Annotated in this window: 12 protein-coding genes; 11 read left to right on the top strand and 1 reads right to left on the bottom strand. The window is 49.4% G+C overall.

Features of this window, described 5'->3' with window-relative positions; genetic code table 11:
- Positions 1 to 262: 262 nt before the first annotated feature.
- The 7 genes from FC82_RS03830 to recN all read left to right on the top strand — a co-directional run bounded on the left by FC82_RS03830 (position 263) and on the right by recN (position 6,768).
- A complete protein-coding gene (locus FC82_RS03830) occupies positions 263 to 1,114 on the top strand; it encodes a bifunctional 5,10-methylenetetrahydrofolate dehydrogenase/5,10-methenyltetrahydrofolate cyclohydrolase (RefSeq protein WP_054758426.1) in 852 nt (283 codons plus the stop codon).
- Between the two features lies 1 nt (position 1,115).
- On the top strand, positions 1,116 to 2,462 hold the full coding sequence (gene xseA / locus FC82_RS03825; protein ID WP_056996250.1) for an exodeoxyribonuclease VII large subunit: 1,347 nt from the start codon (positions 1,116 to 1,118) through the stop codon (positions 2,460 to 2,462).
- A gap of 5 nt (positions 2,463 to 2,467) precedes the next feature.
- On the top strand, positions 2,468 to 2,725 hold the full coding sequence (locus FC82_RS03820; RefSeq protein WP_235809163.1) for an exodeoxyribonuclease VII small subunit: 258 nt from the start codon (positions 2,468 to 2,470) through the stop codon (positions 2,723 to 2,725).
- Positions 2,712 to 3,614: a polyprenyl synthetase family protein gene (locus FC82_RS03815; RefSeq protein ID WP_153020999.1), complete on the top strand. Its 903-nt coding sequence runs from the start codon at positions 2,712 to 2,714 to the stop codon at positions 3,612 to 3,614. Before FC82_RS03820 ends, FC82_RS03815 begins: the two co-directional genes overlap by 14 nt.
- A gap of 8 nt (positions 3,615 to 3,622) precedes the next feature.
- Positions 3,623 to 4,438 (top strand): TlyA family RNA methyltransferase, encoded by an 816-nt coding sequence (locus tag FC82_RS03810; protein ID WP_056996248.1) that lies wholly within the window; start codon positions 3,623 to 3,625, stop codon positions 4,436 to 4,438.
- An 81-nt stretch (positions 4,439 to 4,519) separates the two neighbouring features.
- Positions 4,520 to 4,972 carry an arginine repressor gene (locus FC82_RS03805; RefSeq protein WP_056996247.1) on the top strand — a complete coding sequence of 151 codons (453 nt, stop codon included), beginning with the start codon at positions 4,520 to 4,522 and terminating at the stop codon, positions 4,970 to 4,972.
- A gap of 92 nt (positions 4,973 to 5,064) precedes the next feature.
- Positions 5,065 to 6,768 (top strand): DNA repair protein RecN, encoded by a 1,704-nt coding sequence (gene recN, locus FC82_RS03800; protein ID WP_054758430.1) that lies wholly within the window; start codon positions 5,065 to 5,067, stop codon positions 6,766 to 6,768.
- Between the two features lie 130 nt (positions 6,769 to 6,898).
- Here recN and FC82_RS03795 read toward each other — a convergent pair whose 3' ends face one another.
- Positions 6,899 to 7,201 carry a hypothetical protein gene (locus tag FC82_RS03795; RefSeq protein ID WP_056996246.1) on the bottom strand — a complete coding sequence of 101 codons (303 nt, stop codon included), beginning with the start codon at positions 7,199 to 7,201 and terminating at the stop codon, positions 6,899 to 6,901.
- Between the two features lie 184 nt (positions 7,202 to 7,385).
- Here FC82_RS03795 and gmk point away from each other — a divergent pair, with 184 nt between their 5' ends.
- From gmk to priA, 4 genes are all read left to right on the top strand, one after another.
- The gene (gene gmk, locus FC82_RS03790) at positions 7,386 to 8,003 is read left to right on the top strand and encodes a guanylate kinase (protein ID WP_056996245.1); all 618 of its coding nucleotides are present in this window, start codon (positions 7,386 to 7,388) and stop codon (positions 8,001 to 8,003) included.
- Between the two features lie 2 nt (positions 8,004 to 8,005).
- Positions 8,006 to 8,218, top strand: a complete 213-nt coding sequence (gene rpoZ / locus FC82_RS03785; protein WP_054758434.1) for a DNA-directed RNA polymerase subunit omega — start codon at positions 8,006 to 8,008, stop codon at positions 8,216 to 8,218.
- Between the two features lie 272 nt (positions 8,219 to 8,490).
- On the top strand, positions 8,491 to 9,705 hold the full coding sequence (gene coaBC / locus FC82_RS03780) for a bifunctional phosphopantothenoylcysteine decarboxylase/phosphopantothenate--cysteine ligase CoaBC (protein WP_056996244.1): 1,215 nt from the start codon (positions 8,491 to 8,493) through the stop codon (positions 9,703 to 9,705).
- 1 nt (position 9,706) lies between these two features.
- Positions 9,707 to 12,112: a primosomal protein N' gene (gene priA / locus FC82_RS03775; RefSeq protein ID WP_056996243.1), complete on the top strand. Its 2,406-nt coding sequence runs from the start codon at positions 9,707 to 9,709 to the stop codon at positions 12,110 to 12,112.
- Positions 12,113 to 12,118 lie beyond the last annotated feature (6 nt).

Below are 12,118 nucleotides of genomic sequence, written 5' to 3'. Positions count from 1 at the left end.
CTTAGTCCAGAAGGTCTTTTTTTGTTTCTCAGTATTGGAAACGTTTTCTAATAAACGATGACTCTTGATAAGGAGAATTTTGGTTGCGATTGGCGGATCTTCTTGCCTGAAAGTGCCTTGGCGTCGTCTTCACATCGAGTCAACTTCAAAAAGAACGCCTGTAACCCACGATGGGAGCTGAACTCAACGCTGGAATATGCTAAAATATTCAATATTAGTATGCAGAGAAAAGAGAATAATAATTGAAGCGAGGGTGATTGATGTGGGAGAAATCGTTGATGGTAAACGTGTCGCCAGCGACATTAACGCGCAAACAAAATTAGCAGTCGAAGGTTTAAAAAAAAGAGGCATCGTGCCGACGCTTGTCGTAGTTATTGTTGGTGAGGACAATGCTAGTAAAATTTACGTCCGAAATAAGCATCGTAAGGCCGTTCAACTGGGAATCAACTCAGTTGTGCGTCAGTTGCCAGCGGACACGACACAGGACGAGTTATTAGCCGTTATTGCCGACTATAATCAGGATCCAACGGTCCATGCGCTGATGGTGCAGTCGCCGCTGCCTTCACAAATTGATGAACCCGCAATCACGCGCGCCATTTCCCCTGTGAAGGATGTTGATGGGTTTCATCCAATCAACGTGGGCAAGCTGCTGACGAATGCGCAATTGAATTTTCCGGTTTCTTGTACCCCTAAGGGCATCATGAGCATGCTGCGGGCATATAACGTGCCGCTGGAGGGCGCCCACGCGGTCATTGTTGGCCGGTCAAACATCGTGGGTCGACCAATGGCCGCCCTGCTGTTAAACGCTAACGCGACTGTGACGATTGCCCATCATCATTCGGGGGATCTCTCACGGTATACAAAAACGGCAGACATTCTGGTCGTGGCTACAGGTATCGCGCATTTGATCAAACGTGAGGATGTGAAACCCGGGGCAACGGTGATTGATGTCGGCATGGATCGCGGCGCGGACGGCAAGTTGACGGGGGACGTTGACTTTGACAGCGTCAAGGATGTTGCTGGTTTGATCACACCGGTGCCTGGCGGTGTCGGCCCTATGACGATTGCAACCCTGCTGCAACAGACTGTTGAATTAGCTAAATGGAGTGACTAATTTGGAACCAAGTGACTATTTAACCGTGACTGCGTTAACGGCGTACATCAAGCGAAAATTTGATAATGATCCCTACCTTGGCAGAATTTATTTAACGGGTGAAATTTCGAACTTTCGGTTGCGCCGCAATGCTCACCAGTACTTTAGTTTGAAGGATGACCATGCAAAAATCAGTGCCATCATGTTTAAATCCGCGTTCAGCAAGATCAAGTTCATGCCGGAAGAGGGGATGAAGGTGCTGGTTACAGGCCGCATCTCGTTGTATGAACCCAGCGGCAGTTATCAGATCTACGTGGATCACATGGAACCAGACGGCGTGGGTCAATTTTATCAAGCCTATGAACAACTGAAGAAAAAACTTTCAGAAGAGGGCTTGTTTTCAGCACCAAAAAAACCGTTACCGCGGTTTCCAAGACGGATCGCCGTTGTGACCAGTCCCAGTGGGTCAGTGATTCGTGACATTATTACCACAACGCGGCGCCGGTATCCGATTGCCCAGATCGTGCTGTTTCCCGCACTCGTGCAGGGTAACGAAGCGGCGCCAGATATTGTGCGCCAGATCAATCGTGCGAACCAGATCGGCGACTTTGACACGCTCATTATTGGCCGGGGCGGCGGGTCGATTGAAGACTTGTGGCCGTTTAACGAAGAAACAGTTGCCCGGGCGATTTTTGCCAGTCAGATTCCCGTTATTTCATCAGTTGGTCACGAAACAGATACTACGATTGCCGATCTGGTGGCCGATGTCCGTGCCGCAACACCGACCGCTGCTGGTGAACTGGCAGTGCCAGTCCTAAGTGACGTGCTGTTAGAGATTGGGCAGGATCGCGTTCGGTTATTGAACGCGTTTCGCCACGAACTGTCATTACTGCAAGAACGGTTAAGCAAACTCAAGGCAACATACGTCTTTGAACAACCGGAACGCCTTTACGAAGGGTACAGTCAAAAAGTCGATCAACTCAGTCAGCAGCTCGAGCAGACCATGACCCATCGTCTGACACTGACACAGACCCAACTGACAGCTGACCACGACCGGTTGCTGGCGGCAACGCCGGCAACTCAGGTGAAGCAACTGGCACAAACAAGCAAGGACCTGCAAGCGCGGTTGAATCGCGGGGCTAAACAGACACTGTTGAATCACAGACAGCACCTGAGCCAGTTAGCGCAATCGCTGGACTTCTTAAGTCCCTTGAAAGTCATGGGCAGAGGATACAGCTACGTCACTAGTGACGATAAAGTACTGGCCAGCACCGCGGACCTGTCGCTTAACGAAACGGTGACCATGCATTTTAAAGACGGCCAGGCCACCGCAGAAATTACTGACATTCAAACTACTAAAAAGGACTGATAATGGTGAGTCAAGACGCAAATGAAACACCAACTTTTGAAGAGAATTTAACCCAGCTCGAACAGATCGTCACCGAACTGGAAAAGGGCAATGTGCCGCTGGAACAGGCACTGTCACAGTTCAAACAGGGCGTTGAACTGAGTCATGCGCTCCAAACAAAATTGACCGAGGCTGAAAAGACCTTAGCTGAAATGATGAAGGATGATGACCAAACGGTGGCCTTTGAAAAATCCGGGGAGTCTGACAGCAATGACGATCACTAAACAATTAGCTGACTTTGAAGCGCTGTACCGGCCGCAGATCAATACTTACCTGAAAGAGAATCTGCCAAAGGATGTGGATCAAACGATTCTGTCCGATGCAATGGCCTATTCAGTTAACGCTGGCGGTAAACGATTGCGGCCACTGTTGACTTTGGCCGTTTTGGTGGCTTCGGGCCATGCAGACATAACAGCGGACCAGTTACGAGCTGCCGGCGCTCTGGAGCTCCTGCATACTTATTCACTGATTCATGACGACCTGCCGGCCATGGACAACGATGACCTGCGGCGTGGTGTGGCCACGAACCACGTCAAGTTTGGTGCCGGCATGGCGACCCTTGCTGGCGATGGTTTGCTGACGCTGGCTTTTCAATGGCTGGTGGACAATCAGCTGCCCGAATCCCAGAAAACGGCGCTCGTGGCTGCTCTGGCAGTTAATGCTGGCCCTAGTGGGATGGTTGCAGGCCAAGCGGATGACATTTCTAACGAACATCACCAGCTTGATCTGCCAGCACTGGAAAATCTGCACCGCCATAAAACAGGCGCTCTGTTGCACTATGCGGTTCAGGCTGGCTGCATTCTTGCGAAAACGACGCCTGACGAGACCAAAGCACTGCTGCATTTTGCGGACCAATTTGGCCTAGCCTTTCAGATTTACGATGATCTGCTTGACGTGACCTCTACGGCTGAGCAGCTTGGCAAACGTGTGCACAAGGATGCGCAGGAAGCCAAGAACACGTACCCGTCGCTCTTTGGCGTTGACGGCACAAAGACCCGTCTTGCCGCTGTGGTCGCGGACGCACAGGCAGCATTGGTGCCGTTACAGCAGGACTCACAGCTGGATGTCTCGTTACTGGCCGCATTTTTAAGTTATTTTCAGATCGAAGGATAGGTGCCGCAATGGAAAAACAACGAGTTGATGTTTTACTCGTCACACAGGGGTTATTTGAGACCCGCGAAAAAGCAAAACGCGCTGTCATGGCGGGTGAAGTACTTGGCAACAATGAAGAACGATTAGATAAACCCGGGGTCAAGATCCCAATTGATACTGATCTGCATATTAAAGGCAAACCCTTGCCGTATGTGAGCCGCGGCGGCTTAAAACTGGCCAAGGCGCTCAAGGTGTTTGATATCAGCGTCCAGGACAAGATCGTTTTGGATATCGGTTCTTCCACTGGCGGATTCACGGACGTGATGCTTCAAAATGGTGCAAAATTGTCCTACGCACTCGATGTTGGGAGCAATCAGCTCGTCTGGAAACTACGTCAGGATGAGCGCGTGGTGGTCATGGAACACACGAACTTTCGGTACAGTCAACCGGATGGCTTTACGAACGGACAGCCCGCGTTCTCCTCGATCGATGTCTCCTTTATTTCGCTGTCACTGATCTTGCCGCCGCTGAAACAGATCTTAATTCCTGATGGCGACGTGGTGGCGCTGATCAAACCCCAATTTGAAGCTGGGCGCGAGTACGTGGGTAAGCACGGCATCATCAAGGACCCCAAAGTGCATGAAATGGTCATCAACAAGGTCATTCAATTGGCATTGGACAGCGGGTTTAGTGTCATGAATCTTGATTTTTCGCCAATTACCGGCGGCGAAGGAAATATTGAATTCTTAGTTCATTTAAAATCGGTGGCCAGTGCGCCAACTGTGGCGGAATCAGTTGTGCCAGCTGAAACGGTGGCCGATGCACATCGTATATTAAATGCATAAAAATCACAAACTACTTTTAAAATGGATTGAAAGGGGTTATCATAGGTACTAAATTGATTGAAAACGTAGGGAGATGGCCACATGAAAAAGCAGGATCGTCAGCGTTTAATCCGGCAATTACTTAGCACACAAGACATTGAGCGCCAAGAAGACTTCGTGAAACTACTAGAAGAACAAAATATTCATGTGACCCAGGCGACCATTTCACGGGATATTAAGGAAATGCAGCTCGTTAAAGTGCCATCGATCTCCGGCGGCTATCGGTATAACATGCCGATTCAAAAAAAGCTGGACACTAAGAAAAAACTCAAACGGACATTGCGTGACGCATACGTTAGTTTTAGTGTTCAGGGCAAGGATACCTTCTTGAAGGTGCTGCCTGGGAACGGCCCAGCAATTGCATCGCTGATCGACCAGATGAAGTATGATTTTGTGTTTGGCACGATCGGTGATGATGAAACGGTGCTGACCATCTGTAAGAGTGATGAGGGCGCCGTAGCCTTGCAGGAAGTTGTCGATGATTTATTGAAATAAGAACGGGTTAGATTTTACGGCAAGGTAAAATCTGGCTCGTTTTCCATTATTAAGCCTGATCTATCGCTATCAACGCGTAAGGAGGTAAACGATTGTTACAGGAACTCTCAATTAAAAACTTCGCGATCATCGCGAGTCTGGACGTTGAATTTGAAAATGGCATGACGGTTCTGACCGGTGAGACCGGGGCCGGGAAATCGATTATTATTGATGCGGTCGGTCTGTTGGCCGGGGGCAGAGGATCCCAGCATTTTGTCCGGACTGGTGCAGACAAAGCTGTGATCCAGGGCGCGTTTATTTTTCCGAAAGACGGCGCGACTTACCATATGCTGGATGACCTGGGTATCGATTACGATGATGGGGCCATTATCCTGCAGCGCGAAATTTATCGCAGCGGCCGTAATATCTGTCGGGTGAACGGCATGCTGGTCAACACGAGTACGTTAAAGGAACTTGGCGAGACAATCGTTGATATTCACGGCCAAAACGAACACCAGGAGTTAATGCAGCCGGATAAGCATTTGCGGCTTCTGGATGAGTTTGGTGGTAAGCCCGTGGCAAAACTTCGCCAGGACTATCACACAGCCTATGACCAGTATCAACACCTGCACCAAGCCATGGTGGAACGCAATACACACCGTAATGAATGGGCGCAGAGGTTGGACATGCTGCGCTTTCAGGTTGGCGAGATCAAGGATGCTGACTTGAAACCGGATGAGGAAGCACAACTGACCCAGCAGCGTGACCGGCTGATGAATTTTCAAAAGATCAACACCGCGCTGCAGGAAAGTTTTCTTGCGCTGAACGGTGATGAAGAGGCGCCTGGAGCCTTAGATTTAAGTGGTCAGGCAATGAACGCGCTGGCCAATATTACCACCCTGGACCCGGAATATGAAAAATTACATGATGCGTTATCCTCAGCCTACTACGCGTTGCAGGATGCTTCCGGCGAACTGTCACGCCAGGCAGATCTGATGGAGTGGGACGAAAATAAACTCGATGAGATCGAACAACGCTTGGAAGTTATTCACCAGTTAAAGCGTAAGTATGGCGACTCTGAGGATCAGATCCTGACGTATTTTGATAAAATCAGTCACGAGTTGACGGACATGGAAGCAGCTGAACTTGATGAAGGTGACCTGGACGCGCAACTGACCAAGCAGGAGACCCACTTGACGTCGCTTGGCAAGCAGTTGTCTAAGCAGCGGCATCAGATTGCTAAAAAACTGGAAGTTGCCGTCAAGGGGGAACTTGGCGATCTTTACATGGCTAAGACGGTGTTTCAGGTGCGGTTTAAAACACTTGGTGAGCATCAATTTTACGCCACCGGCTTGGATGATGTTGAGTTCTATATTCAACCAAATCCTGGTGAGGAGATTCGCCCACTGGCAAAGATTGCGTCCGGCGGGGAGCTGTCACGACTAATGCTGGCATTAAAGACGATCTTCTCCCAATCACAGGGTGTCACCTCAATCATTTTTGATGAAGTTGATACCGGTGTTTCTGGTCGGGTGGCGCAGGCCATCGCGGAAAAGATCAGCGGTATTGCCCGAAATTCTCAGGTATTGTGTATCACACATTTGCCGCAAGTTGCTGCCATGAGTGATCACCACTACTTTATTGCTAAAGAGGTTATCGGCAAACGAACGGAAACCCATATTCAACGCCTTGATAACCAGGGACGGGTCACGGAACTGGCACGGATGCTAGCCGGAACGACGGTTACAGCGTTAACGCTCGATCATGCTCAGGAACTGTTGAATATGGCCAGCGATGAAAAGAAGACGGCACGTTAATACATTAAAAATAACACAGCACAAAACATCAAAAAAACTGCACTCGAGACTCTGATTTTAGAGTTGGGTGCAGTTTTTATTTGGTTTCGTAAATAGTACCTAATGATTACCGGGATTAGAAAATTTAAAATTAATAGTCAAGTCGAGAAATAAACTGGATCTGGTTGAGGTGGGCGACACTCGTCACCGCGTCATGCGGCATTGTCACCAAGACGGTGTTTTTCGGGCCGCGTTTGAGATAGCCCGTCATGGTTGTTTCAGGGTCGCCTGCGAGGGTCAATTGAACGCGGTAGTGGCGCGTAATGGCCTGATCAATGAAGTATTGCTGCTGTTGTTCCGGCATAGTGCTTGGCTGATCAAGCGCGAGAAATTGGCGGTAGCCAGCATTAAGTTGTGTTGATATCTTTTTAAGAGCGGATGTTTCAGTTGTCATGATTATCACCTCGAACATTTGTTTGCATAACCTATTATACGAACTAATGTTTGGTTTGACAACTCTTTTTTGAAATTATTTTTGTTTTGTTGCGCAAAACCCACGAATAGCGCTTGCCAAAGGGTATTAGAACGTGCGATAATAATTTTTATTATCACTTAAAATATTAAGGGGATCTCGATCAATGACAAAACGAGGAATGCTGATTGTCCTGTCTGGCCCGTCCGGCGTCGGTAAAGGTACCGTTCGCAAGGCGCTGTTTGATGAGGGCGACACCGACTTTCAATACTCTATTTCAATGACCACCCGCCAACCTCGGGAAGGCGAAAAAAACGGTGTTGACTACTTTTTTGTTTCGAAAGAACAGTTTGAGGATAATATCCAAAATGGTGAAATGCTAGAATACGCCAAATACGTTGACAATTACTATGGCACACCATTAAACTATGTTAATGAGACCTTGGATTCTGGCAAGGACGTTTTTTTGGAAATTGAAGTCAATGGTGCTATGCAAGTTCGGGCAAATTGTCCCGACGCAGTCTTCGTCTTCCTGACACCGCCTGATCTGATGGAATTGAAACACCGGTTGATCAATCGCGGCACTGAAGACATTGAGGTCATCAATGCCCGAATCAAAAAAGCCGTTGGCGAGATCAAAATGATGCGTAATTACGATTATGCGGTTGTTAATGATGAAGTTGAAAACGCCGTTACCAGCATTCGAACAATCATCCGCTCCGAACGGTTGCGGGTGACGCGCGTGATGCCTGACTACGAACAAATGATTGGAGAAGATGATTAATTATGTTACTTTACCCATCAGTTGATGATTTACTAGAACGTGTTGATTCACGTTACTCATTAATTATGTTAGCAAGCAAGCGGGCCCATGAATTGGACGCTGGTGCTAAGCCTCTGTTGGCTGAGTACAAGTCGCCAAAGACCATTGGCCGTGCATTGGAAGAAATCGCAGCCGGCAAGGTTATGATCGACCCAGATAACGAGGAACAGATTTAAAATAACGATCTAGAGATGATCCTTAGTAGTAAAGCACCACACGTAAGAGCGGAGAGGCCGACAGTTTTGTCATCGCTTCTTCGTTTTTTTGTGGACGTACCGTTTTCAACGACTGTCGCCTAATGGTGTGACTATTTTAGTGGTCAGGCACGTCTTTAAGAACCATTTCATTGTTTTACTCATCACATATAAGAATCCCAAATGTTAGAACTGTGACCAGCGGCAATTTCTTGGTACAATGAATACTAACAAGGCTCAACGGAGGCATCAGCATGTTAAACGATAAAAATGTGGCGCTCTATGTCACTGGCAGCATCGCTGCCTACAAATCTCTATACTTAACGCGTCTGCTCGTCAAGGCGGGCGCCCGTGTGCGGGTTGTGATGACGACTGCCGCCCAGGCGTTTGTGACACCCATGAGTTTTCAGGTTCTCTCCAAAAATCAGGTCCTGACTTCGGCGTTTGACAGTAAGACCCCAACCGCAGTTGACCATATCGAACTTGCGGATTGGACAGATTACGCAATTGTTGCGCCGGCCAGCGCCGATATTATCGGCAAACTAGCCAACGGGATTGCTGACGATATGGCCAGCCTGACGTTAATGGCGACGACGGCACCAATATTATTGGCCCCAGCCATGAATGAACACATGTTGAATCAGCCGGCAGTGCAGCATAATCTTAATACCTTAACAACCAACGGGGTCCATTTCGTGGCACCGGGAACAGGATTTTTAGCTGAAGGATACGAAGGTAAGGGCCGGATGGCTGAACCCGACACGATTTTAGCTGAGCTGCAGCTCCTATCCCGCCCCAAGACAGTGTTCAGTGGCAAGAACGTGCTGGTCACTGCTGGCGGGACCCGTGAACGAATCGACCCGGTGCGGTTTATTACAAACGATTCGTCTGGTAAAATGGGCTATGCAATCGCGGCTGAACTCGTGAATCGCGGGGCGAATGTGACGCTGATCTCTGCGCCAACTAGGCTGACCGTGCCAAATGGCACTCACCTGGTACCGGTGACGACGACCGAAGACCTTGCGGATGCCGTTGTGCACCATTTTCCCAAGGCAGATATTTTAGTCATGGCGGCCGCAGTAGCTGATTTTCGTCCCAAAACGAGCGTGGATCAAAAAATTAAAAAAACGGCAGATAATGACGAAATGACATTATCGTTGGTAAAAACAACGGATATTCTAAAAACAGCAGCGAGCCTTAAACAGCCGGGACAATTGACCGTCGGCTTTGCTGCGGAAACACAAAATTTAATCACTAACGCAACGAAAAAGTTGACGAGTAAACAGCTTGACCTGCTGGTAGCAAACGATGTTTCCCAGCCTGGTGTCGGCTTCAACGGCGACACCAATCAGGTGACGATTCTCAGCCGGGACAAAACACCGGTGCAGACTGCGCTCGTTTCGAAGACCGCGGTTGCCGCGACCGTCGTTGACGAACTCGCACGCTTAGTAGACACAAAAGAGGGATAGGATGCCAGAGGTTGCAGAAGTCATTGTTGACGTGCCAACGATGCAAACAAACACGCCGTATTCATACTTGATTCCGGCAACGCTGACCACCCCGTTGTTGCCGGGAATGCGCGTTATCGTGCCCTTTGGTAACGGGAGTCGTAAAGTGCAGGGCTTTGTTTGGCGCGTGCATGAGTTAGTTTCGACCGAACATGAGTTAAAGACTATCGATAGTGTGATGGACCTGAGTCCTGTTTTAAATCAAGAATTGATGGCAATGGCGGAATGGCTGGCCAGCACGACCTATGCGTTTACCATCAGTGTTTTGCTGACAATGCTGCCCAACGCGTTAAAGGCCGCCTATGAAAAATGGGCAACGCCGGGAGAGCAGCTATCAACAGCAACCCGGCAACGCTTATTTGGTGACCAATCTCGGCTGGAATTGACTGATAAATTACCAACGGCTCAGTTCAATGAATTAATGAGTCTGTATCGGAAACACGCCATCAACGTGACGTATGAGGTTAAAAGCAAGGGCCACGCCAAATTAGTGACGATGGTCAAACCGGCACTGCCAAAGGCGGACCTTGAAGCAGCAAAATCAAAATTGCGGGTCACGGCGGTAAAGCAGGCTGACCTGCTGGATCATTTAATGGTGCAAACTGAGCCGGTCAGCCAACCGGCTCTCGAAAAACAGTTAGGCGTTACAAGTGCCGTTATCAAAGGTGCTGCCGATAAAGGCTGGCTGACCCGTTATCAAACGGAGGTTTATCGTGATCCCCTAAGCAATGCGGTGGTGAAGACCCAACCGTTAAAATTGAATGACGCCCAGCAAACTGCTGTGGCGGCCATTTGCCGGGCAACGGATGAACAGCAAGAGACCACCTTCCTTTTGGAAGGGGTGACGGGCAGCGGGAAGACTGAAGTGTACCTGCAGGCCATTGCCAACGCCCTTGAACAGGGTAAAAATGCGTTGATGCTGGTTCCCGAGATTTCACTGACACCGCAGATTGTCGGCCGGGTCCGCGGCCGTTTTGGCAAAGCGGTGGCAGTGCTGCACAGCGGGTTGTCCGCTGGGGAACGTTTCGATGAGTGGCGCCGGATCGACCGTGGCGAAGCACGTGTCGTAGTCGGCGCGCGCTCAGCGGTGTTTGCACCATTGACCAACATTGGCGTGATCATCATGGACGAGGAACATGAAGCTAGTTATAAACAGGATGATAATCCGCGCTACCACGCACGAGATGTGGCCTTGTGGCGCAGTCGTTATCACCACTGCCCGGTTGTCTTGGGCAGTGCAACACCGTCGCTTGAAAGCCGGGCCCGTGCTCAGAAAAATCGTTACCAGCGTCTATTACTGCCGACGCGGGTGAATGAGCAGGCGCTGCCGAAGGTCACCATCGTGGATATGACTCAGGAATTGCAGCAACATGCTGAAAGCACGTTTTCGACACCGCTGATGACCGCCATTAATGACCGGTTGGCCCGTGGCGAACAATCGCTTTTAATGTTGAATCGGCGCGGCTTTTCATCCTTTGTGATGTGCCGGGATTGCGGTTTTGTACTGAAATGTCCAAACTGTGACATTTCACTGACGCTTCATATGGATACGCACAGCATGAAGTGTCACTATTGCGGCCATGAAGAACCGATTCCACAAGTTTGTCCTAACTGTCACAGCCGCCATATTCGCTACTATGGGACGGGCACGCAAAAAGTTGAAGCGGAATTAAAACAATTATTGCCAAATGCACGTATTTTACGGATGGACGTTGATACAACCCGGCGTAAGGGCGCTCACGAACGCCTCTTGCGGCAGTTTGGCAACCATGAGGCCGATATTCTGCTGGGGACGCAAATGATCGCTAAGGGTCTGGATTTTCCAGATGTCACGCTGGTTGGTGTGCTGAATGCCGATACGGCGCTTGGCATGCCGGATTTTCGTTCCAGTGAACGGACGTTCCAGCTGCTGACACAGGTCAGCGGACGGGCTGGACGGGCTCAGAAACCTGGTCAGGTCTTTATTCAGACGTACAACCCGGATCACTACGCAATTCAGCTGGCAAAGTCACAGGACTATGAGCGGTTCTTTGTGACCGAAATGAAGTTACGGCATCAGGGAAACTACCCGCCATACTATTTTGCGGTCAAGCTGACCGCTAGCGACGTTGAAGAACGTGTCGCGGCGACCGCCATTCATAAGATAGCGGCCGAGCTGCAGGCCGGGCTGAGTCAACATGCCATCATCCTCGGGCCAACGCCCAGCGCCATTGCACGGGTTAACAAACGTTACTATTATCAACTCGTTATTAAGTACAAGCAGGAGCCGCAATTGTCGGCGCTGCTCTTTAAATTATTAAATCAAGCCCAAAAAGCGCGCAAGGGATTGCAGATTGCAATCGACAATAACCCAATGAGTTTTATGTAAAAGGAG

It is taken from the genome of Secundilactobacillus collinoides DSM 20515 = JCM 1123 (assembly GCF_001435975.1).
In the GTDB taxonomy this organism is placed as follows: domain Bacteria; phylum Bacillota; class Bacilli; order Lactobacillales; family Lactobacillaceae; genus Secundilactobacillus; species Secundilactobacillus collinoides.
The sequence above is the reverse complement of the archived record's forward strand: the minus strand, read 5'-3'. Positions and strand labels throughout refer to the sequence as shown.